The 23,378-nt window shown below is 49.0% G+C and carries 25 protein-coding genes and 2 pseudogenes; 13 read left to right on the plus strand and 14 right to left on the minus strand.

Annotated features, from left to right (window positions below; genetic code table 11):
• Positions 1 to 486 precede the first annotated feature (486 nt).
• On the minus strand, positions 487 to 915 hold the full coding sequence (locus O3C43_11065; protein ID MDA1067034.1) for a hypothetical protein: 429 nt from the start codon (positions 913 to 915) through the stop codon (positions 487 to 489).
• A 506-nt stretch (positions 916 to 1,421) separates the two neighbouring features.
• On the opposite strand from O3C43_11065, the gene O3C43_11070 reads away from it, so the two are divergent.
• Positions 1,422 to 1,658 carry a hypothetical protein gene (locus O3C43_11070; GenBank protein MDA1067035.1) on the plus strand — a complete coding sequence of 79 codons (237 nt, stop codon included), beginning with the start codon at positions 1,422 to 1,424 and terminating at the stop codon, positions 1,656 to 1,658.
• Positions 1,659 to 1,677: 19 nt separating this feature from the next.
• Here O3C43_11070 and O3C43_11075 read toward each other — a convergent pair whose 3' ends face one another.
• Positions 1,678 to 1,821, minus strand: a complete 144-nt coding sequence (locus tag O3C43_11075) for a hypothetical protein (GenBank protein MDA1067036.1) — start codon at positions 1,819 to 1,821, stop codon at positions 1,678 to 1,680.
• 363 nt (positions 1,822 to 2,184) lie between these two features.
• Here O3C43_11075 and O3C43_11080 point away from each other — a divergent pair, with 363 nt between their 5' ends.
• Entirely contained in the window at positions 2,185 to 2,652 is a 468-nt protein-coding gene (locus tag O3C43_11080) for a hypothetical protein (protein MDA1067037.1), read from the plus strand.
• On the opposite strand, the gene O3C43_11085 is transcribed toward O3C43_11080, so the two are convergent.
• From O3C43_11085 to O3C43_11100, 4 genes are all read right to left on the minus strand, one after another.
• A complete protein-coding gene (locus O3C43_11085; GenBank protein ID MDA1067038.1) occupies positions 2,626 to 2,997 on the minus strand; it encodes a type II toxin-antitoxin system VapC family toxin in 372 nt (123 codons plus the stop codon). The genes O3C43_11080 and O3C43_11085 overlap by 27 nt on opposite strands.
• The gene (locus O3C43_11090; GenBank protein ID MDA1067039.1) at positions 2,994 to 3,227 is read right to left on the minus strand and encodes a type II toxin-antitoxin system prevent-host-death family antitoxin; all 234 of its coding nucleotides are present in this window, start codon (positions 3,225 to 3,227) and stop codon (positions 2,994 to 2,996) included. The genes O3C43_11085 and O3C43_11090 overlap by 4 nt, the downstream gene beginning before the upstream one ends.
• A 194-nt stretch (positions 3,228 to 3,421) precedes the next feature.
• Positions 3,422 to 4,759: a sulfatase gene (locus O3C43_11095; GenBank protein MDA1067040.1), complete on the minus strand. Its 1,338-nt coding sequence runs from the start codon at positions 4,757 to 4,759 to the stop codon at positions 3,422 to 3,424.
• A gap of 204 nt (positions 4,760 to 4,963) precedes the next feature.
• Positions 4,964 to 5,686 carry a hypothetical protein gene (locus tag O3C43_11100; protein ID MDA1067041.1) on the minus strand — a complete coding sequence of 241 codons (723 nt, stop codon included), beginning with the start codon at positions 5,684 to 5,686 and terminating at the stop codon, positions 4,964 to 4,966.
• A 192-nt stretch (positions 5,687 to 5,878) separates the two neighbouring features.
• On the opposite strand from O3C43_11100, the gene O3C43_11105 reads away from it, so the two are divergent.
• From O3C43_11105 to O3C43_11115, 3 genes and pseudogenes are all read left to right on the plus strand, one after another.
• Positions 5,879 to 7,036, plus strand: coding sequence for a mandelate racemase/muconate lactonizing enzyme family protein (locus O3C43_11105; protein ID MDA1067042.1), 1,158 nt, complete (start codon positions 5,879 to 5,881; stop codon positions 7,034 to 7,036).
• Between the two features lie 41 nt (positions 7,037 to 7,077).
• Positions 7,078 to 8,094 carry an alcohol dehydrogenase catalytic domain-containing protein gene (locus O3C43_11110; GenBank protein MDA1067043.1) on the plus strand — a complete coding sequence of 339 codons (1,017 nt, stop codon included), beginning with the start codon at positions 7,078 to 7,080 and terminating at the stop codon, positions 8,092 to 8,094.
• 12 nt (positions 8,095 to 8,106) lie between these two features.
• A pseudogene (locus O3C43_11115) lies at positions 8,107 to 8,349 on the plus strand (SDR family NAD(P)-dependent oxidoreductase).
• A gap of 13 nt (positions 8,350 to 8,362) precedes the next feature.
• Here the strand turns inward: O3C43_11115 and O3C43_11120 are convergent.
• Together O3C43_11120 and O3C43_11125 are read right to left on the minus strand one after the other, a co-directional pair.
• Positions 8,363 to 9,292: a transposase gene (locus tag O3C43_11120; protein MDA1067044.1), complete on the minus strand. Its 930-nt coding sequence runs from the start codon at positions 9,290 to 9,292 to the stop codon at positions 8,363 to 8,365.
• Between the two features lie 18 nt (positions 9,293 to 9,310).
• Positions 9,311 to 10,186: a helix-turn-helix domain-containing protein gene (locus O3C43_11125; protein ID MDA1067045.1), complete on the minus strand. Its 876-nt coding sequence runs from the start codon at positions 10,184 to 10,186 to the stop codon at positions 9,311 to 9,313.
• A gap of 149 nt (positions 10,187 to 10,335) precedes the next feature.
• Here O3C43_11125 and O3C43_11130 point away from each other — a divergent pair, with 149 nt between their 5' ends.
• Positions 10,336 to 10,821: a maturase gene (locus O3C43_11130; GenBank protein ID MDA1067046.1), complete on the plus strand. Its 486-nt coding sequence runs from the start codon at positions 10,336 to 10,338 to the stop codon at positions 10,819 to 10,821.
• Positions 10,822 to 10,890: 69 nt separating this feature from the next.
• Here O3C43_11130 and O3C43_11135 read toward each other — a convergent pair whose 3' ends face one another.
• Together O3C43_11135 and O3C43_11140 are read right to left on the minus strand one after the other, a co-directional pair.
• Positions 10,891 to 11,139, minus strand: coding sequence for a CopG family antitoxin (locus O3C43_11135; protein ID MDA1067047.1), 249 nt, complete (start codon positions 11,137 to 11,139; stop codon positions 10,891 to 10,893).
• Positions 11,108 to 11,371, minus strand: a complete 264-nt coding sequence (locus O3C43_11140) for a BrnT family toxin (GenBank protein ID MDA1067048.1) — start codon at positions 11,369 to 11,371, stop codon at positions 11,108 to 11,110. The genes O3C43_11135 and O3C43_11140 overlap by 32 nt, the downstream gene beginning before the upstream one ends.
• A 427-nt stretch (positions 11,372 to 11,798) precedes the next feature.
• Here O3C43_11140 and O3C43_11145 point away from each other — a divergent pair, with 427 nt between their 5' ends.
• From O3C43_11145 to O3C43_11175, 7 genes and pseudogenes are all read left to right on the plus strand, one after another.
• Positions 11,799 to 12,167: a tyrosine-type recombinase/integrase gene (locus O3C43_11145; GenBank protein ID MDA1067049.1), complete on the plus strand. Its 369-nt coding sequence runs from the start codon at positions 11,799 to 11,801 to the stop codon at positions 12,165 to 12,167.
• A 179-nt stretch (positions 12,168 to 12,346) separates the two neighbouring features.
• A pseudogene (locus tag O3C43_11150) lies at positions 12,347 to 12,457 on the plus strand (tyrosine-type recombinase/integrase).
• Positions 12,458 to 12,780: 323 nt separating this feature from the next.
• The gene (locus O3C43_11155; protein ID MDA1067050.1) at positions 12,781 to 13,947 is read left to right on the plus strand and encodes a pyridoxal phosphate-dependent aminotransferase; all 1,167 of its coding nucleotides are present in this window, start codon (positions 12,781 to 12,783) and stop codon (positions 13,945 to 13,947) included.
• Positions 13,948 to 13,998: 51 nt separating this feature from the next.
• Positions 13,999 to 15,216 carry a hypothetical protein gene (locus tag O3C43_11160; GenBank protein MDA1067051.1) on the plus strand — a complete coding sequence of 406 codons (1,218 nt, stop codon included), beginning with the start codon at positions 13,999 to 14,001 and terminating at the stop codon, positions 15,214 to 15,216.
• Between the two features lie 133 nt (positions 15,217 to 15,349).
• On the plus strand, positions 15,350 to 16,360 hold the full coding sequence (locus tag O3C43_11165) for a substrate-binding domain-containing protein (protein MDA1067052.1): 1,011 nt from the start codon (positions 15,350 to 15,352) through the stop codon (positions 16,358 to 16,360).
• Between the two features lie 63 nt (positions 16,361 to 16,423).
• Positions 16,424 to 17,908 carry a sugar ABC transporter ATP-binding protein gene (locus tag O3C43_11170; protein MDA1067053.1) on the plus strand — a complete coding sequence of 495 codons (1,485 nt, stop codon included), beginning with the start codon at positions 16,424 to 16,426 and terminating at the stop codon, positions 17,906 to 17,908.
• Between the two features lie 49 nt (positions 17,909 to 17,957).
• Positions 17,958 to 18,977, plus strand: coding sequence for an ABC transporter permease (locus O3C43_11175; GenBank protein ID MDA1067054.1), 1,020 nt, complete (start codon positions 17,958 to 17,960; stop codon positions 18,975 to 18,977).
• 27 nt (positions 18,978 to 19,004) lie between these two features.
• On the opposite strand, the gene O3C43_11180 is transcribed toward O3C43_11175, so the two are convergent.
• From O3C43_11180 to O3C43_11195, 4 genes are read right to left on the minus strand one after another with little or no spacing between them, the layout of a single operon-like run.
• Positions 19,005 to 20,285 (minus strand): TRAP transporter large permease, encoded by a 1,281-nt coding sequence (locus tag O3C43_11180; protein MDA1067055.1) that lies wholly within the window; start codon positions 20,283 to 20,285, stop codon positions 19,005 to 19,007.
• 6 nt (positions 20,286 to 20,291) lie between these two features.
• Complete coding sequence (locus O3C43_11185) at positions 20,292 to 20,825, minus strand: TRAP transporter small permease (protein ID MDA1067056.1); 534 nt, start codon at positions 20,823 to 20,825, stop codon at positions 20,292 to 20,294.
• Positions 20,826 to 20,868: 43 nt separating this feature from the next.
• Entirely contained in the window at positions 20,869 to 21,858 is a 990-nt protein-coding gene (locus tag O3C43_11190; protein MDA1067057.1) for a TRAP transporter substrate-binding protein, read from the minus strand.
• A gap of 29 nt (positions 21,859 to 21,887) precedes the next feature.
• Entirely contained in the window at positions 21,888 to 23,318 is a 1,431-nt protein-coding gene (locus O3C43_11195; GenBank protein ID MDA1067058.1) for a lactate racemase domain-containing protein, read from the minus strand.
• Positions 23,319 to 23,378 lie beyond the last annotated feature (60 nt).

The raw sequence follows: 23,378 nt of genomic DNA on the forward strand, positions 1-23,378 counted from the left end.
AACTCCTCGGACTTGTTCAACAAAGGACATAGATCATGCTACGATGATCTACGATCCTTTAACTGTTAGCCTGTTCGTATGGTAGTACGGTGATCGGAGGAAGATTTAACTTCCTACGCGCTTCAGGAAAATCTCTCCATACCCTTTCATAATATTCTTTTGATTGATTTTCTCTTATCCATTCCATCCTACCTATCCAGTATTCTCGGTAAGTTCCCCAAGCAGGGGGACATGGAACTCCTTCTACTTCATCTTTTAAAATATCCGAAAACATTGAAATACTGATTTCCGCCGATGGGCCTCCTGGATGGGCGCTGGCGACATCAGTTCCGCTCACAGTATCTTGTGGGAGTATCCGCAACCATTCGCAACCTGCAAAAAATGTACAGATTGGAATCAATAGTAGGATGACTGGGATAGATCTGATCATTTTCGGCTAACGCTAAGCGTATGAAAGGAGTAAGCGAAGAATGAGCTTACGCAATTTCATACCGCGCCTTGTTGTGTTCCGGTTGCTTGGAGTGCATATAAAAGGAGGAATCCGAGGGATACTAGAAAAGCTAAGTAGAATACTCGGAAAACGAGTTTGTCGCTCTTCGAAAGAACTGGAATTGCAATGGCTTCTATTAGATCGGGATGAACGCCAGATCCTGCATTGGCAGCCACAAGCCGGCTTAATAATCTTTCGGAAACCACAGACTCTCGAAGCAAGAGTAGAGTCCCTAGAAACACACTCAAAAATAAAGAAATTAGACACGCCCGAAATGACCAGATCGGAGCACCTATAAAGTTGGAATGAAACGTAATCAACACAGTGAATGCTCCTATCGAAAGGCCGGTTACGTACCTGATCCAAGAGAACTTCGCTCTAAACGCTTCTCTTCCGACTGTGTTTATGGCATCGATCTCTTTCATTTTAATTCACACAACAGTTATATTAAGCGTAACTCAGCTACACATATTACGGTTGAGGGTAATCGAAATAAATAAGGTGTCATGACTGGGGTTGACTTAATGTAGGTCTCAAAAAAACGGCAAGTCGAAAGTGAGTTCACTTTAATAAGCAAGGGGTTATGAATTCCATTTCCGTCGACCGGTATGGAGAGGGCTGGAAAAAGAATCTTAAAAATGCTCTGACGCATCGCGAATATTGAACCGGAAAAAGCGTAACTCAGCGCGGGATCGAAACTGAGTTACGTATATTCCGGAGAGAAAAGGGGCAAATATAAGGACGAGATCCTGGGGATTTAAGCTCTATGCCTACTGGTTCCAATGATAATACGAACCGATTATAAGAATACGTTGATTGTTATGTCATTATTGATCTGCAGGTTAAGAAGAATAGTGAACATGCGTTCACTTTTTTATTGCCAATCAGACTTTTTAGGTTTGGTGTTTTTAGCGTTGTGAATATTAAAACCATGAAAAGCGAAAGTCGATTGTCCTTTCCAGAATGGGCGAATGCGTTGTTGGCCAGTGATCTGGAGGAAGGAAAGAAGAAAAGTTTTGGGATAACCATCCGCTGGTACCTGGGCTGGTGCAGGCGGAACAAGACGCAGGGGACGGTAATGGGGGACGGTAATGGGGTCAGTCCAATTATTCATGATTTTAAGGGAGTCAGAACAGGGTCAATGTTCATATCTCATATTGCGGCATAGATCCCAAATTAGAATGATCTCAAGGCAGGTTTCGGCCAACCGTTTTCTTCAAGGTTCCCTTGAACCGGGCGGTGGCGCCCTGATTGTGCATCCATTGGTCGAGCTCGACGCGGAATTGGGCCAGGGTGGTGAGAACGGCAATTGAGTCAGTCCAATTATTCATGATTTAAAGGTCTATTCTCGCCCTCATTTTTCCACCCGAATTTGCTTGGGAAACGATCAGTTATGGGACAAACAACAGCATTCCCATCATCAACCAACCAACGATCTATTTCTAAGAAGGAGTACTACAAAAAATGGGAAGACATCGCCAGGTTCTGGTAATTGCCCTTTCACTCGGTCGCCCGATTCTTTTCTGATTATAATGAATAATTGGGTGGCGCCATCGCTTCCCCCAGGAAGGCTGCATGCCTCACAAGAGTTCCGCACGGCAAGCGGAAGGCCCGCGTTCAAAATAGAATTACGCAGGTCATGCCGATGTAATTGCCTCTTGATTTTAGCTGGGTCGCTACCAAACTTTTCCATCATGGGATTTGCGGAAATCAAAGAAAACGCCAAGGGCCTTTCGGAAAAAGAGCGAAGAGAGTTGGTTGCTTTTTTGGTGCACCTTGAACAATCGACGGATCCCGATTACCTGGACAGAATTACCCGGAAAATAGACGAAACGGAAAAGTTTGTCTGGTGGGATGACGTCAAGGGTGAGTTTAACGAAGACTTATGGGGGTCCTTTGAACTGCTGGTCCATTTGGAAGCACTGGAGACTCTTCGAAAGATACGAGGGGAAAATCGAAAACAAATCCGCCGATTCCTTTCCATACTGCCCACCAATCTCTATCTCCAGCCTGATACGACATTCGAGGACCGCAAGGGAAGGATCGTAAGTAAGGTACGTATTCGTAATTACATCCTTGAGTATATCATCGATGATCCCGTGCGGGAAATAATTTTGCAGATCAGGTTTATTTGCCTATATCACTTGGCAATCGTAAAGTGAGAACTGGCGGTCATCCGTTACAATCGGAATCCCACGGGCTTTGCTTTGAGCAATCAACATACGGTCAAAGGGGTCTCGATGATGGAATGGCAAATCTTTCAAAGCCACCGCATCCTGACAACTAAAGTCCAGCATTTCGAAACCACTTCCGGTTATTTGTTCCAAGGGGTCAAAATCTATAACGAGTTTACCCAAAGAAGCCTTGATCATCATCTCCACCACGCAAACGGAACTCACGTAAACAATGTTTGCCAACGACTCAATTTCCGCCCGTTTCTCCTTTGCAATACGCTGAGGATCGGACAATCCCCACAGAAAAATATGCGTATCGAGGATCAGCTTCATTTGTTTTTCCCATAAAACATTTCAAGAATATCCGGGTCTTCTTCAAAAAAATCCGCGGGCAAGGTGAACTTGCCTGCCAGCATGCCCAGCTTGCGCTTCCCCTTCGGTTTGTGAGGCACCAAATCCACAAGAGGAAGATTGTTTTTTGCAATCACCACTTCCTCTCCATGAAAGGCTTTATCGATGAGCTTCGATAGATTCGCTTTCGCTTCAGAAACATTGACTATCATGACTTCTCCTTTTGAAATATTATAGGTCTAATTAACCTTAGTTGGTCTAGTTGGTCAACTATATAAACGGTTTCGGAAAACTGTTAATTCCGGTGCCCTGGCCGTAGGGAACCCATGCTTGAGAAAGTCAGAACAAAAACAGGGCCAATGTTCATATCTCATATTGCTGTATTGATTACAAAACGGGCGCGATCTCAAGGTAGCTTTCCCTGAACCGTTTTCTTCAGGGTTCCTTTGAACCGGGCGGTGTCGCCCTGGTCGTGCATCCATTGATCGAGCTCGACGCGGAATTGACCCAGGGTGGCGGTATGGCGGGGATCGCCCGCCAGGTTGACCTGTTCTGCGGGATCTTCGGTCAGGTGATAGAGTTCCTCGGCGGGTCGCCAGTAATAGCGTTGCACCACGCGGGCCGCGCCGGGGTCGGATTGGGCCTTCTCCAGCCAACTGTCGAAATACTGGTCAGAGGTCACCTGGTCAATATGGGTGGTGTGGGCATGGCTGGGAAACAGGTTGCGGATATACTTCCATTCCTCCGTTCGCACTGACCGGATGGGATAGACATTGGCGTCGCCGGTTTTTTGCCCGGCATCCTCGGTATGGGTGGTAAAGATGCGGTCCCGATGGGACGTTTTTTCGCCCCGCAAGACCCCGGCGAATGAGGCCCCGTCCAGGTTTTGGGGTGGCGGTTCTCCGGCGACTTCCACCAAGGTGGGCAGGATGTCGGTCCAGTTGACGAAGGCATCGGTACGGGAGCCGGCCTTGATCTTCTCTTTCCAGACCACGATCATGGGAACATGAATGCCCTCATCATAAAGATTCCATTTCGCAAAGGGCCATTGGGCGCCATGGTCGGAGGTCTGCAAGATGAAGGTGTCGTCCCCCAGAACAGCGTCCACCGTGTCGAGCACCTTCCCGAAATCGCGGTCCATCTGGTCAACGGCCCCCAGATAATTGGCCCGCCAGGCCCGGGTCTCCGGCGTATCCACATGCTCGGGAGGAATTCTTATGTCGGCCGCCTGCCACCGGTGACCCTCCTGGGGCCAGGGCGTATGCGGCCAGTTGGTTCCGACGAACAAGGCCAGGGGCCGCTCGTCCCGCCGCCCGCGCAGCCAGTCAACCGCCGCATCGATACAGACATCGTCATGAAAGCCGGTGTGCTCAAAATGTTCGAATCCATAGAGCTTGGTCTGCAGATAATGCCCCACTTTTCCGAAGGCCACCACCTGGTAACCCAGCTCCTGCAAATACGATGGAAGCTTTCGAATATAGGCATGCGGAGCCTGATGGTTGGATTCCGCACCATGCCGGGCCGGCATCAACCCGGTGAGCAGGCTGGCCCGATCCGAGGCGCAGCTCGGCGAGGCCACAAAGGCCCGGTTAAAAGTCATGCCCGCCCGTGCCAGCCGGTCCATGTTCGGCGTCGGGACCTGTGAAGCGCTATAAACCGTACTGTCCCGCAGGCTGTGGTCATCGGACAGAAGCACCACGATATTGGGCCGGTCCGTCGCGCCCAGAAGCGCGCCCGTTTTCATAAAACCTGAGGCCACCATGAGAACGCCAACAAGGAAGGATATTTTTAACGGCCTAGCTGCAGAGGTGGGGGTCTTCCTACTTTGATTAAGTGTTCTTAGAGGACAACTAGGTTTCGTATCCTGCCCGCTTTTCTGCCTGACCTTTAGATTTTTAATCATGAATAATCGGATTGACCTCTGCTATGTGTGGAAGTCCGGGGAGACTTATCGCTTTTTCCAAATTTGCACGTCATCCACATAAGCGTTTTTGGCGACCAGCAATCGAAGAGGTCTTTTTGTTTTATGGTCGAATCCTTCGGAGCGGAAAGTTCCTGCAAGTTTCCCATCAATGGTACAGCTGAGCTCGTCGCCTTGGATCGTGGCGTGGACCTGATGCCAGTGATTGGTAGTCAGTTTGTAGGGAAAGATCTTCCTCTTTTTGGAGATGAGCTCCTTTTGGACTTCTGTGATTGAGTTGTCTTGCCTGGCGTTTCGGATTTCCAGGTTCATTTCACCGGTTTTTTGGTCGGTTATTTTTACGTCCTCTGTTCCTATTGTTGCTTTGAAAAGATGTCCGGCCCAGACCGTCTTTAAATCCATGTCGGCAAAGTTGAGCGTCAAAATATCGTTCTCATCCTCAAACATAAAACGGAGTCCCAGTATGCCGTCCTTGAATGCGAATGCGTGTCGAACCGAGGTGGCATGATTGGCTTCGGCATGGGTGTAGATATACATGTGTCCATCGCGCAGATCGACTTCCTTATAACTCTTGGCCGTCTTGTCGCTGCTGGTGGTCCATTCGTTTCCCGGTTCATCTTTGAGTTCCTGGGATTCGGTTCTTTCAAAGCTGTCTTCGAAAATCAACATTCCGAAATCGTTGCTGGATGCTTTGGCAGAGTTGAGGATTAACAAGGACAGAAATAAGAAATAGGGTTTTAGTGCTTTCATGAATGGGACGATCCGGGTGCAATTAAATTGAATAGCATGGCTGGTATTTACTGAAAGTCTCGCACTAAATAGGAAAGGGCGCATTTCGGAAATATTCATTATCGATAATTTTCAATATCATCTCCACCAACCAAATTGGAGAATATCTTTGCTGGATCGATTTTGAAATTAGTGTCTTGATACTAAGAGCATATGAAAATTCAGACGATAGAAACATTCCTGTTAGAGAGTTCAATTGATGAACCTTTTGCCTGGTCACAGGGTATGGCTGCGAAACGAGCTGCGCTAATCTGCAAGATTACCACCGACGATGGGTTGGTCGGTTGGGGTGAAGGAGGGGGCTCTCCGTCTCAAACGATTATCCACGATTATTTCGCTCCGCAGTTGCTCGGTGAGGATCCAGGCAATATTAACAAATTGTGGCACAAGTTATTTCACACGATTCACAACGATAATCAGGCAGGTGGATTCGGCGGCGGTGCGATTAGCTGTATTGATATCGCTCTGTGGGATCTCTTGGGTAAGTCCGTAGGTAAAAGTATCGCTGAGCTACTTGGCGGATCGGTAAGGGAGAAGGTCTCTGTTTACGCAACAGGACTCTATTATCGGGATGATGAAGGTTATGCCAAATTAACGGCGGAAGCTGAATCGTATGTCGAAGCTGGTTACCAAGGCATGAAGACAAAAATTGGAGGACTCAGCGTGTCCGATGATGTTAGGCGCGTAGCGGCCATTCGTGATGCGATAGGCGACGATCTCTTTTTAATGGTGGATGCGAATAAGGCCTACAATGTTTCGACCGCGATAGATATTGGAAACCGGTTGGCAGAATTGGATATCCATTGGTTTGAAGAACCTCTGATTGCGAATGATGTAGAAGGTTATTTGGATGTCAAAGCCGGGCAACCTCTGACCGTTGCCGGAGGTGAAGTTTGGTACAACCGTTTTGAGGCCAGGGACTTTCTGGCTCGCAGGGCACTTGATATTGCTCAGCCCGACGTTCGTTATATCGGCGGTATCACCGAGTTTCGAAATGTTGCCAGCACCGCTAATGCCATGGGAATTCAGGTCAACCCTCATGTATGGGGTTCGGCGATCATGATTTCCGCGAGCATCAGCCTGGCCTCGACTTTCGCTCCTTGTCCTTACGCCCGTATCCCCCGGCCCTATCAACAGGAGCCGGTGATGGAATTCGATCAGACCCCAAACCCCATTCGCAATGATTTGGCTTCGATTACGTTTGAGCAATCGGGAGGATTTGTGGAGATTCCACGAGGTCCGGGATTGGGTTTGGAGATAGATGAATTGGCCGTGAAGCGATTTTGCGTTCGACAAATGATCAGTAATTAACGGGAAATTTTATATCCCATTCAGACTTTAAGACATCAATCATGAAAGCAGCAGTTTATAAAGGTAATCGAACGGTAGGAGTAGGGGAGAGTGTTGTCATTCCTCCAGCAAAAGGTGAAGTGCGACTCGACGTCGCCTATTGTGGAATTTGTGGAACCGACATTCATATTTTCCATGGTCATATGGATCAACGGGTAAAAACCCCGCTACCAATCGGTCACGAAGTCTCTGCCGTTGTTGCAGAAGTGGGAGAAGGTGTTAGCAATGTGTCGGTGGGCGACCGGGTTGCTGTTCGACCGTTGTTATTTGGCGAAGCGTCGGACTTTGATAAGGGGCATGCTCATGTTGGAAAAAACCTGAAGTTTATCGGTATCGATTTGCCTGGCGGTATGCAGGCTTCCTGGACCGTACCTGCATACACCTTGCACAGTCTGCCTGACGATCTGAGCCTTGAGCATGGAGCCATGATCGAACCAGCCGCCGTGGCTTGTCATGATGTCCGCTTGGGAGAAGTGGTTGTCGGCGAAAACTGTGTGGTAATCGGCGGAGGACCCATCGGATTGCTTATCGCTTTGGTCGCGAAGGAAAAAGGTGCCCATGTCATTCTTTCGGAAGTAAATGAATCGCGTCTCAAGCTGGCCGCTTCGTTGGGGCTTGGTGCGGTTAACCCCCTTAAAACGAATTTGGTCGAGGCAGTTCGAGAAGCTACGAATGGTTCTATGGCTGACTGTGTATTTGAAGTTTCGGGATCCGGTCCCGGTGTTGAAGTGATGACTGAATTGCCCAATGTGCGGGGACGTATTGTGATGGTTGCCATCCACCCTCAACCCAAGCCGGTCAACCTGTTTAAGTTTTTCTGGTCGGAGTTGAAGTTGATTGGTGCCCGCCTCTATGAAGAGCGGGATTTTGACGAAGCCATAGCGCTTGCCGCTAGCGGAAAATTGCACCTCGAGAAGCTGATCACGCGGATTAGTCCAATTGATGTAGTTCAGGAAACGTTTGAAATCATTGAAGCGAATCCGGATGGCATCAAATACCTCATAGATTGCAGAAGTTAATTTCTATTAATCATGAGTATTCAAAACGGCTTTGATCTTTCGGGAAAAACGGCACTGGTTACCGGTTGCAAACGGGGAATCGGAAAATCCATGGCATTGGGATTGGCGGAGGCCGGTGCCGACATCATCGGTGTTTCAGCTACCCTCGAAACCAAGGGAAGCCAGATTGAAAAGGAGGTGACCGCCTTGGGCCGATCCTTTACAGGTTACCAGTGTGATTTTGCTGATCGTGGATCCGTCTATGCGTTTATCGAGTAGGGAAAAGGGGTCAGCCCTTGATGTTTGGTGTCGAGTTAACATGACGGCTGACGTTGCTTGGATCTCCCATGTTTAAGCGGCGGGCAATCCAGGGATTGCTTGCGCTGGTTTTACTTCTTAGTTCTTTTGCGAGTTCAATTTTCCAAGTGGCTGACTTCTTGTCTTGCGACACCTGCTGTTCTGTCTTTCGGTGCTTCCGAATCCATTTGGAAACCAGTGTTTCGTGGGTCAGTTCGTTCAACTCCCGGAGCTCCCTTCCTCCCCAGTCCTTGGCGGCTTCCATTTTTTTGAAATCTTTATGCAGTTCTTTCTTATAGTCCTCAGTCGCAATCGCCCAACCACGCAGGTATTTCTTTTGCATTTCAGTTTTTTTGCGCGGATCTCCTTCTTCCTGCAGATGTAGTAACTTTTCGTATTGGCGAATGCCTGAAAGGTTATCAGGCAAATTACATTCAGACAAAAACCCGCCGCGAACCAGTGGAGGCATGACGGAACGCTTGAATAATTTGGGATAGCTGGAGAGAGAAAATTGCTTCAACTGGTCGACGCCCAGAAGTTTGGCTCTTACCGGATTCAGGTGAATGTAGTTGACCAGTCCCAGCAAAGAACGTCCGGGCTCGACAAGAAGTGCTTTGTAGCGTCCCTGGAAAACATGGCCTTGCTCCCCTGTGAATTTATTAAATCGATTGCCGAAGGTGCCCTGAAGCCAACGCATACCTTCAACCAGGTTTCCAAGGGGAGTCTCCAGGGCCAAATGGTAGTGGTTGCTCATGATGACATAAGCGTGTAATTTCCACCCCCAACGCGCGCAGACTTCAAAGATCGCTTTTTCAAACTGCTCCCCAGTCTTCCCAATGGTAAACAGGTCCTTTCGATAGTTCCCTCTTGAGATCACATGATACAACGCTCCGCGGTATTGAATGCGAGGTTTACGAGCCATAACGCCAATCCAATCGAACTAGAGAAAGGCGTTAATACCAAACATCAAGGGCTGATCCTTTCCCCCTCGGCACTGCGCCGATAGATTGCGCGAGGGCGGCTGGGTGGCTTCTGCTTTCAGATCGCGATGCATGCGCTCATGGGAGCCGTTTTCATGCGGAGAGGCGGGTGTCATAAACTCCACTTGTATGCCCTGTTCTATCCACCATACGCTCAGCTGCGACAAGCCTCCCAAGGCGATGGAGGCAAATGGCGTGCCATTGTCCACGCGAATGATATCGGGCTGGCCATGGTGACGCATCAGCTTTTTACATAGGCGAAACGTGCCCTTGAATTGCTGGTTGGCGCAGGCATGACATCCAACCACATAACGACTGTAGCGGTCGCACACTGTAAACGGATCGCAGCGCTGGCCATCTTGCAGGATGAACCAGCCCTTGAAATCGAAAGTCCATACTTCGTTCGGCCGCGTCGGCTCGGTCAGATGCTCTGGGTGGACCCGATACACACCCGCCTTACGCTTGCGCTTCTGGCTCAGACCGTGGCGACTGAGGACCAAGGCAATGGTGCTTTCGTGGGGCGGGCGATCGATGCCATGAATCTTTATCAATAGATCGCGGAGCTTCTTCGGCCCCCAGGTCGGATGCTTCCGACGCTCCTTGAGTATCAGCTTCTCAACTCCATCAGCCGTCGTACTCGGACAATGCTTCGGACGGCGGCTGCGCTCCTTCAAGCCCTCCCGGCCTTCCGCTTCATAGCGCAATAGATACTTGTGACCGGTCTTTCGACTGATCCCAAAGTCCGTACATAAACTACTGATCGTAAAACGGCCCGTCTGGGCCAAGGTAACAAATCGCTCTTTTTCGGTCATCGGTTCGGTTTCTTTCCAAGGCATAAGTGCCAATAAAAAGTGTTACCGATGTCCTTAGAAGATCTGTTACCGATGTCCTCGGATCATACCCTCCATGACCCCATTGGCTCTCCCCCCATTGGCTCTCCATTGAGGCCAAGCTCAAATTGAAGGTGAACCAGGAAAAGAGCCAAGTGGTTAAAGCCCCCCAGCTCGAATTCCTAGGGTTTGCATTCAAAGGCAAACGAATCGTGTGGAGTGCCAAGTCACTGCACTCGTTCAAATACCGTATCCTTAAGCTAACGAGTCGAAGCTTGGGTGTATCCATGAAATGGCGACTAATGAAGCTTACGCAATACATGCGTGGGTGGATGGGTTACTATGGAATAAGTCACACCTACAAAGTGGTTCTTAGTCTGGATAGTTGGATACGGCGTCGTTTGCGTTGTTGTTATTGGAAGCAGTGGAAGACAATCAGTAACCGAATCCGCAATCTGATGAAACTGGGGATAGGTCGCAGAAATGCGACTCTCCATGGAGTCTCGGGTAAGGGTTGCTGGGTAATGTCTAAAACTCCTGTCATTAATGAAGCACTCTCCTCAGACTGGTTAAGCAACCAAGGATTATTATCTCTTAAAACATTGTGGATTCATATCCATTATCCAACTACGGTTCGATAGCGTTTCGGAACCGCCTAGTGCGGATCCGCATGCTAGGTGGTGTGGGGGCTGGGGGTTAGATTCCCTCAGCTACCCGATTTCTGATTTGATGCGGTCCGACAACCACATCTTCACGATGGATTGTCTGGTAACACCGACTCGTTTCGCTTCCTTGTCGAGTGTAGAAATCATCCAGACAGGAAGATCGACATTCATTCGTTTCTGCTCAAGTCCGGGACGCGTAGCTTTGCTCCAATCAAGGTATTTGCTTATGTCCTCTCCATCATCGAATCGTTGATCGAGTTCCTTAGCTGTTATGGTATCCTTCTTTTTCTTCATCTCTTGCCTTTCGTACCGATATTATTCTCAAGTTCGTTTCTCTCAGCGTGAATATGCACGTCCACAGACTCCCACGATAGCTCCCGATGAGGGCATAGCGCTCTTCGGTTGTGGATCGGGCAGGAACGATGAGGTGTCTTTCATCATCCCAGAGTGTTTGTGCTTCGTTGAAATCTATACCGTGCTTTTCACGATTCGATTCTGACTTTTCGGGGTCATACTCGAATTCCATTATGGTATAAAAAAGGAATAATTAAGGAATCGTCAACTTCTTTCTCAGAACGCTATATTAAGTAGCACTCAGTGCAACGTAACTTGGTTGAATGCCGAGATTATTTTGGAGTGTTTCATTCTTGAAACTCAATAAACATCGGGCGTGTAGGTAGAGCAAGGTGAAATATTTGCTCACTCCTTTTCCGTCGATTGTTGCAGTCACGTAGGTACTTTCCTCAAATTGCATCATATCCAGGTGAAAACAGTTGTTGATTACGGGAGAAAATCGCAGGATTTGGCGGTAATCGCATGCATTAATGTTTCAGTGAAATTGAAAAATTGAGTGCTCTAAACAACTGGTTTAAAGAAGTAATAAATGATAATGATATTATGTTCACTATTTTATTGCAAAGCTCAGAGTTTGCTTATGTGTATCTTACACTCTCATGAAGCAACACTTGGTTCGGGTAAAAGAGCTTTATAACAAGGATAGAGAAGCTGGTGTGCCTGGTGTGTATTTGCCTCCTGCCCTAGCCAGAAAATATCCGAAGGCGGGCGAGCAATGGATATGGCAGTGGGTGTTCCCAAGCCGTCAGCTTAGTAAAGATCCTCGGAGTGAGGTTGTGCGTCGGCATCATCTTACAAAAACGCCTTATCAAAGACAAATTACTAAAGCTGCCCGACGTGCTGGGATTAACAAGCGGGTGACATCACATACTCTGCGACATAGTTATGCCACGCACTTACTGGAAAACGGTGTGGACATAAGCCTGCAGTTTTCACCGGATGTGTCCAAACAGGTAATAAATATTTAAGATAATGTAGTTTAAATGTACAATCTGAATGCTACCTGTGGGTATATGGTTTAGACCCATCCTCGGGATGACATGCCGGTTGTTCCTCCCTCACGGCTGCGGTTACGCACAAAAGTGCGCGCCCTAACCTCTCCGTCGTCAAGCCCAACATCTCAACTCCGTGAAAACACCGGGCAGGAACGGTCCAGGAGCTACTCGGTCACAAATCCGTGGAGACTACCATGATCTACACTCACGTGATGGCCAAGCCGGGCATCGGAGTGCCCAGTCCGCTCGATGCGCTGGGATAACAGCCCCAAGGCAAAATATACAGAACCTGGAAGAATCGGGAGCCATTTCGACAAGCCAAGGAATACAAGCTCACTTCCTACAGTTCTGGTACCCGATTTTGAGTTTAAGTTTCCCAGCGGAAAGAAATAGCACGCAGGCGCGTACAGCCACCCTACCCTCCGGGTTGCAGGAGTTCATAAATTAAGCAGCCTGGTCGGAGAAGAGGCCGGGTACTCACCCACTTTTAGATACACCTTTAATCGGAAAATTGAAAAAAATTTGGTGGCAATCGAGCGCGAATCGGAAACAGTCTGTGTTTTCAGAAATTAATCCACTTATGAATATACATTTCTCACAACGGGTAGAAGCACTTGCTCCATCAGTCACGCTGGCCATCGATGCCAAGGCCAAGGAAATGAAGGCAGCCGGAATTGACGTGGTCGGCTTTGGAACGGGTCAGCCCGATTTCGACACTCCGGACTTTATTAAAGATGCCGCCAAGAAAGCCCTGGATGAAGGATTTACCAAATATACGGCTGCGGCCGGAATCCCCGAATTGCGCCAGGCGATCGCGGACAAATTCAAACGCGAAAACGGCCTAGATTATAAAGCGAGCCAGGTAGTGGTTTCCTGCGGTGGTAAGCACTCCATCTACAATGTGATGATGGTGCTCTGCGAAGAGGGCGATGAGGTAATCATTCCCGCACCCTATTGGTTGAGCTATCCCGAGATCGTAAAACTTGCCGGGGCAACTCCGGTTATTCTGGAGACGGGCGATGCAACGGATTTCAAAATAACACCCGATCAACTGCGGGAGGCTATAACTCCGAAGACCCGCTTGTTTATTCTGAACTCACCGAGTAATCCAACGGGAGCTGTTTATACACCCGACGAAATAAAAGTCCTGGGCGATATTTGTATCGAAAAAGAAGTGCTCATTATGAGTGATGAAATTTATGAACACCTTCTGTATGATGGAGCGGTTCATAAAAGCGTGGCCTCATTCTCCCAGGCCCACCAGGATCAAACCATTATTGTGCATGGATTCGCAAAAGCCTGGAGCATGACGGGATGGCGACTCGGTTTCATCGCCGCGCCTGAACCTATTGCCAAAAAAATTGCAGCTATCCAAAGCCACAGCACCAGCAATCCGACCTCCTTTGCTCAAAAAGGCGGAGTCGTTGCATTGGTCGAGCCGATGAACCATCTCGCTGGTTGGTTGGAAGCGTTTGCGGAACGAAGAGCCTACGCGTGCGATAAGCTTTCCTCGATTCCCGGGATGAGTTGCTACCGCAGCCAAGGTGCATTCTATCTGTTTCCCAATATTTCAAAATTCGGGCTCAACTCATCAGAATTTTGCAGCCGTTTGCTGGAAGAGGAAAGTGTTGCAGCTGTTCCCGGACTCGCATTCGGGGCGGACGAATACATTCGCATCAGTTATGCAACCAGCATGGAGCAAATCGTGAAAGGCCTGGATCGCATTGAACAGTTTTGCAGTAGGCTTGTTTGACCTTCACGGATATTTCGTCTTAGGTCCGAGATCCTGAAACAGAATCATCCTATGAATAGTGAATCCCCGAGAGACCACCTTCGCCCCAATTCTATAAAGGCGATAGAAGTGTTCACGATACCTCCCAGGTTTGCCCTGGTTCGGGTGATCACTGAGGAGGGTGAAAGCTATGGGGACATCACCCTGGAGAGCCATACCGTAACCGTCAGTGCGCTGGCTCGGGATATGGCTCCGTTCTTCGTGGGCAAAGATGCCAACCGTATTAGCGTGGTCCAGGATTTTCTCAGTCACGATTTTTACAGCAACAGTCCTGTTCAGCGAAGTGTGGCCGCAGGAATCGAAACGGCTCTGTGGGACATCCTGGGGCGTAGACTTCAAGTGCCGCTCTACCAATTGTTCGGCGGTTTGCTGCACACCAAAGGATTACCCTATTATCGATGGATCGGCGGAAATGTGCCGGAACCGGATTCGGCAGTGGAACAAGCTTTGAAAGTTATCGCGGAATCAAAGGTCTGTGCGCTAAAGCTCAACGCCTGCCCAGTCATGGGACCGGTGGATGTGCACGGTGGTATCAGACAGGCGACGGCAGTTGCCAAAGCATTATCGGAAGCGCTGCCTTCCTCCGTGTCGGTAGCCTACGATGGACACGGGCGTTTGAAACCGCCAACCGCACGTCGCCTCATCGATGCGCTTCGCCCTTACGCTCCCCTATTCATAGAAGAGCCTGTCGAGCCGGCTTACGAACATGAGCTGCCTGCGATTCGCCAGATGGCAGCCGGTATTTCCATAGCCACGGGAGAACGGATGTACTGCTCGAGTGACTTCTTTCGTTTAACAGCAAATAAAGGTGTAGACATCATTCAACCTGATATGGTCCACGTCGGTGGCATCACCAATTTACGCCGCATTGCTTCGATAGCAGATGCTGCCGGCATCGGGATCGCTCCCCATTGTCCTTTGTCTGCCATCGCGTTCATGGGTATTTATCAGGCGATGGTCACGAGTCGAAGTGCATTTCTTTTGGAGTGTGCCGATGGCATTCATTACAATGATCATGCAGCGCAGGAGCTCGGAGAGAACCCGTGGTTGTTTTACATCAGAAACAAAGAGATCTTTAAACTGCAGGACGATGGGTTAATGACACCCCCTACAGGTTCAGGCCTGGGAATTGATTTTGATACCGAGGCTCTTCAAAGAGGCAGCAAGATCCCTATTGTTTGGGAACGAAAGTCTCATTTTCTAAAGACTGGTTTGTTGGCCAGGTCTTGACTTTTACTTCAAACACCATCCCCCAAAAAGACGGTGGTGGGTCTGCCTATTATTTCTTGCTTACAAGCGCTGACACCTTTTTTCTCCACCTGTGCAAAATCTAATCAATGTGGCACATAGCTTCTTCAATAAAATGAAACACCCAAAGAAACCTACCTTACTGTTCTACTTTCTAATTTTTATTTGCGCGGCTTTTGTTGCATGCACGCCGTCAAAGGACTCCGCATCGGGGTCTTCGGGCGACGATCGAACGGTTATCGCGGCAATACCCAAAGCGACAGGGGGAGATTTTTGGGAAACCGTTGAAGTAGGCGCACGCAGGGCAGCAACTGAGCTGGACGTCGATTTAAAATGGGAAGGCACCGTTACAGAAACCGAGATCGCCGAGCAGACAAAGATTATCGAAAACATGATCAACCTGGGAGTCGATGCGATTGCTCTGGCACCACTCAACAACCAGGCACAAAGAAAGCCGGTCAAGTCTGCAGTGGATAACGGCATCCCCGTCGTCGTATTCGACTCAGATATAGACGGAGATGCCCATTCCAGTTTCGTTGCTACCGACAATGAACTGGGTGGCGCTTTGGCGGCACAATATATTTCCGAACGACTTTCCTCGAACGGTCGCATCATTGTTTTCCGTTACGTCCAGGGAACTGCCAGTACTACAAAACGCGCGGAAGGTTTTATAGCGTCAGCCAAAAAGGCGGGACATACGATTTTGGCCGATCCCTACTCTGAATCTGGTACGCTCGAAGGCTCAAAAAGCGTCGTCTCCAATACTTTTGAACGTTTCATTGAAAATGGCAAACTGGCAGTCGATGCTGTATTCGCCGCAAACCTGACCGCCACCCTGGGTGTTTCATCCGCAATCGACGATCTTAGAGATGGTGGTATCCAGGTGGACCTTACCTTTGTCGGATTTGACAGCTCCAAAAAACTGGTCGAAGAAGTTCAGTCCGGAAAGATTGACGCACTGATCGTACAGAGCCCGGAAAAGATGGGCTATCTTGCTGTCAAAACAGCCTATGCCGTTTCGAAGGGCCAACCAGTAGAACCCCATATCGATACCGGCGTAGAAGTCGTCACCGTGGAGCGATTGAAGAACGAGCCAGCCATTCGAACATTGGTTGGATTGAAATAAGCTTCGATGGGCTTTCTTTTAATCCGATTTTTTTGAAAAGTGATTTCTCCTCCACGACTGGAAATGCGGGGTATCGAGAAGCGCTTCGGTGCTACCCGGGCGCTTAAAGGAGTCGATCTCTCGGTATCGCCAGGAGAGATCATGGCTCTTGTTGGAGAAAACGGTGCGGGTAAAAGCACCTTGATGAAAGTACTGTCAGGCGCGCATTCACCTGACGGTGGCTCTCTATACCTGGACGGAGAACCCTATAAGCCAACCAATCCACTTCACGCCAGAGAATCCGGTGTGGCAATGATCTACCAGGAACTCTCACTCGCTCCTCACCTGTCGACGATGGAAAACATTCTACTGGGAGTGGAGCCGGCCCATCGGGGATTGATCAAATGGAAAGCGATGAAACAGCAAGCAAGAGAAGCGATGAAGGCAGTAGGTCTTGAATCGATAGATCCGGAAACTCCCGTGGGAAGGCTTTCAATTGCCCAGCAACAGTTGGTCGAAATCGCCCGTGCCGTTGCGCTCGAAAGTCGTGTTCTCGTCCTGGATGAACCAACAAGCTCGCTGGCTGCCAAGGACATTGAAAAACTTTTTGACCTTGTTCGTTCCCTATCCTCAAAGGGCATTTCCGTTATCTATATTTCCCACTTCCTGGAAGAAGTTCAATTACTCAGCCAACGCTTCACCGTACTTCGAGATGGAGAAAGTGTCGGCAGCGGAATAACCGCAGAAGCGTCCAAGGATTCGATCATAGCCCTCATGGTTGGCCGGAGTGTCGAAGAACTGTACCCGAGGAATGAGCACGTTCCTGGAGAAATTGTCCTGGAAGTAAAAAACCTCTCCGGGCCAAAGAAACCGGGATCATCCACATTTCAACTCAGAGAAGGAGAAGTTTTTGGCATAGCGGGTCTTATAGGAGCCGGCCGCACCGAGCTGCTTGAATCGATATTTGGCCTGGAGCCTGTTGCAGAAGGAACAGTAACCGTAAGGGGATACTCCGGCCCAAGCACACCTGCCCTGAGGTGGGAGCAGAATATAGGAATGGTGAGTGAAGACCGTAAAGAGCAGGGGTTGGCTCTCGGACTGAGCATAGCCGACAATATTACTTTACCAAAACTTCAAGAATTGGGGCCCGGCCGATTGGTGCTGCCTGTTCAACAAAAGGCTGCCTGCCAACCGTGGATTGAAAAGATCCCGATCAAGTGTGAATCAGCGGATCAAAGAACCAATGATCTTTCAGGTGGAAACCAGCAAAAAGTCGCCATTGCCCGACTCCTCCATGCCGATGTTAATATTCTCCTTCTCGACGAACCGACCAGGGGAATCGATGTAGCCTCTAAAGCGCAAATCTACCGGCTTATCGACTCACTGGCCCTCGGAGACGAGACGGCAAACCGCAAACCCAAAGCCATTCTACTAGTGAGCAGCTATCTACCGGAACTCCTCGGCATCTGTGACCGAATCGCAGTGATGTGTCGGGGAGAACTTGGCGAGTCCCGCCCAGTCGATGACTGGGATGAGCACCAGTTAATGACCGCCGCCATAGGCGCATGAACGACCCCGCTACATGAATACATCAAAAACAAATTCTTTTATTAAATCCATGTTATCCAAAACGTGGGTCAATATAGCCGCACGATTTCTCGCGTTGATCGTGGTCTTCTTATTTTTCGCAATCTTTGTCGAAGACGGAAAATTCTACTCGCTAAGGAATTTGGAAAACATCGTTCGCCAAAGCTCCGTCTACGCGACCGTTGCCCTGGGAATGACTTTTGTAATTATCACAGCGGGCATCGATCTATCGGTTGGATCCATCATCGCACTTGCTGTTGTCGTTGTCGCCTGGACACTTAATCTTCAAATAGATGGTCCCGCCGGCGAACTCGTTTACCTCGTTCATCAATACCCAACGGCAACTCCTATTCTAGCCTGTCTACTCGCCATAGGCGCATCGACCTGCGTTGGATTGCTCAATGGAGCGCTGATAGTTCGCTTACGAATAGTTCCGTTCATCGTCACACTCGGGTCTATGGGGATCATTCGAGGTTTAGCAAAAGGAATAGCCAGCGAACGGGATATCTATCCGCCGGAGGAAACCTGGATCGGAGGCCTTATGGACCCTACCCTCACCAACCAGGCAAAGAGCTGGATGCTATTTCCACCAGGAGTATGGATCTTGATCCTTTGCATCGCCATCGCATCCTTTATTCTAAGATACACCCGCTTTGGTCGACACGTATACGCCGTGGGCTCAAACGAAGAAACAGCTCGGCTGTGTGGAGTACCGGTCGGTCGGACAAAACTTATTGTCTATGGATTGACCGGGTTCTTTTGCGCACTCGCAGGCTTCATGCAGTTTTCCTATATTGGCGGGGTCGGCCAACCAACGACTGGAGTCATGTACGAATTATTTGTGATCGCCGCTGTCATCATCGGTGGTGCCAGTTTCTCCGGTGGCGAAGGTTCCATTTTAGGAACCATCATCGGAGCTCTCATCATAACGATACTCTACATGGGTGGCCAACAAATGGGCTGGCCAAAATGGGTTCAGGAAATGGTCATCGGGGGCATCATCATTCTCGCCGTAGCTGTTGACCGAATGAGACATCGGAAATTCGCCTAGCCTGGAAAACGTTTCATGCGCTGCCAGTTATCTCATCGCATTAGGCACGAACAGGACCAACTCCGGGAACAGAACCATCAATAGAAGCGTTCCAAGAAGGATCATTATAAAAGGAGTCAACTCGCGGACCAATGACCCAAACTTTACGCCTGAAATGCGCTGCATTATAAAAAGGTTTAAGCCGAAGGGTGGCGATAACAATCCGATCATAAGATTGAGAACTACGATTACTCCGAAGTAGACGGGGTCAATTCCGACAGCTGTCATAACCGGAAGGAAAACTGGTACCGCAATCGTTAATACAGCAATCAGCTCCATGAACATACCCATCACAAGGAGAACCACATTAATGATCAGCATGAGTTTGATCGGGTCGTCAGTGACCGATAGCAGGACTTCTTTAAGGGCTTGTGGGAATTGTTCTACAGAGATAAGCCACCCATAGAGCCCTGCAGCTGCAACAATTAGCATGATTGACGCGGTAGAGCTTCCCGCCGCAAACAGTATGGCTGGAATCTGGCGCCATTTTATTTCTCGATTTAGCACCAGACCAATAAGCAAGGAATAGACCACGGCTACGCCTGCAGCTTCGGTCGGACTGAAGACGCCTCCCCATATTCCTCCCAGAATAATAACCGGAAGTAGCAACGCCGGCAGAGACTGCCAGAAGACACGAAACAGTTCCAGAGATGACGGTCGTTGGGATCGGAAGCGGTAGTTTCTCTTGCGAGAAATAAAGGCGATTAATCCCATCATGCTTAAACCCATGATAATCCCTGGAACGATGCCACCGAGGAATAGTTCGGCGATGGATGCCCCGGAAATAACTCCATAAATAACCATAGGAACGCTGGGCGGGATTATGGGGCCAATCGTGGAAGAGGCTGCTGTTACCGCCGCACTAAAAGCGCGGTCATATCCTTCGTCGAACATGGCCTTGATTTCGATCATTCCCAGACCCGAAGCATCAGCAACCGCCGAACCTGACATACCGGAAAACAACATACTCGCCACCACATTCGTATGGCCAAGTCCCCCTGTGATGTGCCCTACCAAGGCATTGGCAAAGCGAAAAATCTGCTGTGTCGCCCCGGACCTGTTCATGACTTCAGCTGCGAGAATGAACAATGGAATAGCAAGCAGTGGAAAACTATCCAGGGTATTGGGTAGCCGCTGTGCGAGGATTAGCACAGGCAAGGTCCCTTTATAAAGAATCAGCGCAAAGCTTGATAGAAGAAGAGATGAGAAAACCGGTACTCCGATCAAGAGGAGAAACAACAGACCACCGATGAGAATTAGCGCTTCCATTCCTGCTTATTCGGGGTCCTCCTTTGAGACCGGCTCGCCTCTCTCCTCCCCTGAAACTGGGCCGGAGTTACTAAAAATAATCCGGGCGGACTTTCCAGAATGGATAAGCGTCCAAAAGGCCATGAGTACCGATCCCACAAAAACGGGTACAGTCATCAGCGCCATGGGGAGGCCGGTAGCTGGCAGCTTCATCCCAGCGATGTTTGGCAAAATCTGAAGCGAGCCAAAGGCAACCACTACCAGAACAAGGGAGGTAGCACTCAACCGAAGAAAGTGAAGGACCGCCTGGCGTTTTGGCACGGTCACCAGATGATCAATAAGATCGATGCCGATGTGATCGTTGTTTCTTGACGACACTGCACCACCAATGAATACCAGGTAAATAAACAACAATCGCGAAAGTTCCTCAGGCCAGGGCAATGGGTCGTTTAAAACAAAACGAAACGTGATTTGGAGAATCACGAGCAAGGTTATCAGTCCAAGCAAAAGTGCCACACACACGAAGACCAGCTTGTGTATCCAATTTTCAAGATGCTTCATCCATTAAACCATCGGAGTTTCGCGGATAGTTTCGCTAAGTGGCTCATTCCCATTCATCCATGATGTGATGGGAAAGTGCTTCTGAATAACCCACTTCCTTAGCGACCTTAGGAAATCGATTTCGGAATTCTTTTTTCCAAGCGGCCTTATTGACCGAGATCACGGTTACACCAGCAGCTTTGATACTCGCCTCTGCCTCTGCAATTTCCTGGCTCAATTGTTGGTTATGCCAGACGGCCACTTCTTGAGCTGCGCTCACAAGAATCGCCTGAACATCCCCTGGCAAAGCCTGGTAGAGTTTTTCCGAAATCATGATTCCGGTCTCCTCGTAGTTGTGCTCAGAAATTACCAGATGATCAACGATGGTATGATACTTGTTAAAGTAGAGCCAGTTGGACGCTTGCTCAGTGGCATCCACAATTCCCTGCTGCAACCCGGTGAACGTTTCGGCTAAAGCAATCGGTGTCGGGTTGGCTCCGGCAATTTTAAAGTTTGCGATCCAGCTTTTCTGTTCGGGCACGCGAACTTTTAGCCCTTTCAAATCTGTGAACTCCACCAGAGCTTTTCGGGAAATGAAATTACGGGCCCCGCGATCCCAATTCATTGAAATCAGTCGAATACCATTTTTCTCACGCATTGCTTCAGCCATCTCTGTGAATATCGGACCCTCGTGAACCTGTCGCGCATGCTCCTGATCGTTGAATACATAGAGGCAACCTGAAATCCAGAAATCTTGATCAAAGGCTCCAAGCCAGGTTGTGGCACCCACAAACATTTCAACCGTTCCCAATTTCAAACCCTGCAGCATGTCCATTGCGAAGCCCAATTGGGAAGCCGGGTATACTTCTATTTTTACGAGCCCATTGGTTTGTTGATTAACCAGGTCGGCATAACGCTGCGTCGCTACTACATCCAAATGACCAGGCGGATCGATCAATCCTGCCTTAATAATGATGGTATCTGACTTGGGCGAACAACTTACCAATTCGAAAGCCAGAACAGAGAAAAGGAGAAATTGAAAAACTGAATTCACAAAGGAGATTCGAAATAGATTAAGAAATATCAGTGGCCTTTCACATGAAGGTGTACCGCAGCCCCGCTTGTAAAACAATTAGGCGTACATAGAATACGGGGATCCTTTCCTGTAAATCGTTCGGCCACGCGAAGTGCTTCATCAAAATCCTTCACAGGCGTGTAACCTAATTCACGCGCATACCGGGGTGATTTCGCTCCAACCAAAATTACCCGCGAACACCATTTTTCGGGAACACTTCCCCCGCTCAACATGGACATGGCATGAAACGGATGGTAGGCGTATTCTTCCGAGTAAAGCCGACAGTATTCTTTATCCGTAGAAAGTCTTAACATGTCTTCGGAATCCAGGAAGTCAGTAACGGTGGTATACTCCTGCATCACCTCGAATGTTTTTTCATAGGATGGAAACCACTGTTCATTGAAGTCACCGTCACAGATCGCCGAAGCAATAATTACCCCACCCTCGCGGAATGCCTTCCAGCAGCGCGATAGCTGACCGGCGATAGCCAAGCTCAAAAGAATCGGGTTACTCCCCATCCCGGGACCGTAATGAAAATTCCTTGGAAGTCCCATCACCAACACATCGGCTGGTTCGGGCATATCCAGAGTAATGTTCGTCCACTGTTCTGCCAAGGGCCAGGTGGCTTTTTCAACCGCCTCAATCTCCCCCGCATGCACGGCCAGGACCTCAGCAAACTGTCCTATAACGGCATCCACCGCGAAAAACTTTTTGCCCATGGCTTTTTCCATGGCCTGGCCGATGGATTTAAACTGATGCCGCATATGAGAACTCGTCGAAGCTCCCAACCAATCCTTGCGGTGCATCGTCTTTGGACAGTGGTGGGACGCAATGGAACGCCAACCTGCCATTCCAGTAACAATCATTTTATATCCGCCGCTGAATCCACCGTAGGGATTGCCTGCACAATGTCCGATAACTATGGGTACATCAGCTTCTGCCATCAGGCGATTGCATTGGACTACGTTACCGTCTTGATCCTGGCCGAAATCACAGAGATCCTCGGCTTCGGCATCGTGATTGATCAGACGATCGGGATAAAATTTATCCACGATGTCTTTTCCCAAATAATCATTCCAGTCCTCCAGATTATTTTTACGATGCAGACCAATACAACAAAGCAGTGTGATATCTTCCAGCAAGGTGCCACCCTTTTGCAGCTCTTCAATAATCATTGGGATTGCTACTCTGCGATGGGCATTGTCGTGGCTACCACCTTTTACTCTGTCGGGAAATCCGATGACCACTTTCCTACCTTTTCCACCAAGCTCGCTTAGCGGCGGTGATCCGAGTGGATTTTCCAAAGCGATCCTTGTTGCCTCGCGCGAATCAATGGAAGGAAGCGAATGGTGCTCTTTTCCGTAACAAAACACATGGGCTGAATCAGGTAGAGAAACCTCGATCCGGGAATCTCCGTAGTCTAGTAGTACAGTTTGCATATCAGTTGATCCAAACCGTGAACCGATCCGGTTTTTTCTTCGAGCGAAAAATCAACCCTT

The organism is Verrucomicrobiota bacterium, from assembly GCA_027622555.1.
Taxonomy (GTDB): Bacteria; Verrucomicrobiota; Verrucomicrobiia; order Opitutales; family UBA2995; genus UBA2995.

Excerpts from the sequence above, each read along its gene's own strand:
- O3C43_11065 (MDA1067034.1), bottom strand. The coding sequence starts at position 915 with ATGAAAGAGATCGATGCCATAAACACAGTCGGAAGAGAAGCGTTTAGA.
- O3C43_11070 (MDA1067035.1), top strand. The coding sequence starts at position 1,422 with ATGAAAAGCGAAAGTCGATTGTCCTTTCCAGAATGGGCGAATGCGTTG.
- O3C43_11075 (MDA1067036.1), bottom strand. The coding sequence starts at position 1,821 with ATGAATAATTGGACTGACTCAATTGCCGTTCTCACCACCCTGGCCCAA.
- O3C43_11080 (MDA1067037.1), top strand. The coding sequence starts at position 2,185 with ATGGGATTTGCGGAAATCAAAGAAAACGCCAAGGGCCTTTCGGAAAAA.
- O3C43_11085 (MDA1067038.1), bottom strand. The coding sequence starts at position 2,997 with ATGAAGCTGATCCTCGATACGCATATTTTTCTGTGGGGATTGTCCGAT.
- O3C43_11090 (MDA1067039.1), bottom strand. The coding sequence starts at position 3,227 with ATGATAGTCAATGTTTCTGAAGCGAAAGCGAATCTATCGAAGCTCATC.
- O3C43_11095 (MDA1067040.1), bottom strand. The coding sequence starts at position 4,759 with ATGAAAACGGGCGCGCTTCTGGGCGCGACGGACCGGCCCAATATCGTG.
- O3C43_11100 (MDA1067041.1), bottom strand. The coding sequence starts at position 5,686 with ATGAAAGCACTAAAACCCTATTTCTTATTTCTGTCCTTGTTAATCCTC.
- O3C43_11105 (MDA1067042.1), top strand. The coding sequence starts at position 5,879 with ATGAAAATTCAGACGATAGAAACATTCCTGTTAGAGAGTTCAATTGAT.
- O3C43_11110 (MDA1067043.1), top strand. The coding sequence starts at position 7,078 with ATGAAAGCAGCAGTTTATAAAGGTAATCGAACGGTAGGAGTAGGGGAG.
- O3C43_11120 (MDA1067044.1), bottom strand. The coding sequence starts at position 9,292 with ATGGCTCGTAAACCTCGCATTCAATACCGCGGAGCGTTGTATCATGTG.
- O3C43_11125 (MDA1067045.1), bottom strand. The coding sequence starts at position 10,186 with ATGCCTTGGAAAGAAACCGAACCGATGACCGAAAAAGAGCGATTTGTT.
- O3C43_11135 (MDA1067047.1), bottom strand. The coding sequence starts at position 11,139 with ATGAAGAAAAAGAAGGATACCATAACAGCTAAGGAACTCGATCAACGA.
- O3C43_11140 (MDA1067048.1), bottom strand. The coding sequence starts at position 11,371 with ATGGAATTCGAGTATGACCCCGAAAAGTCAGAATCGAATCGTGAAAAG.
- O3C43_11145 (MDA1067049.1), top strand. The coding sequence starts at position 11,799 with ATGAAGCAACACTTGGTTCGGGTAAAAGAGCTTTATAACAAGGATAGA.
- O3C43_11160 (MDA1067051.1), top strand. The coding sequence starts at position 13,999 with ATGAATAGTGAATCCCCGAGAGACCACCTTCGCCCCAATTCTATAAAG.
- O3C43_11165 (MDA1067052.1), top strand. The coding sequence starts at position 15,350 with ATGAAACACCCAAAGAAACCTACCTTACTGTTCTACTTTCTAATTTTT.
- O3C43_11170 (MDA1067053.1), top strand. The coding sequence starts at position 16,424 with ATGCGGGGTATCGAGAAGCGCTTCGGTGCTACCCGGGCGCTTAAAGGA.
- O3C43_11175 (MDA1067054.1), top strand. The coding sequence starts at position 17,958 with ATGTTATCCAAAACGTGGGTCAATATAGCCGCACGATTTCTCGCGTTG.
- O3C43_11180 (MDA1067055.1), bottom strand. The coding sequence starts at position 20,285 with ATGGAAGCGCTAATTCTCATCGGTGGTCTGTTGTTTCTCCTCTTGATC.
- O3C43_11185 (MDA1067056.1), bottom strand. The coding sequence starts at position 20,825 with ATGAAGCATCTTGAAAATTGGATACACAAGCTGGTCTTCGTGTGTGTG.
- O3C43_11195 (MDA1067058.1), bottom strand. The coding sequence starts at position 23,318 with ATGCAAACTGTACTACTAGACTACGGAGATTCCCGGATCGAGGTTTCT.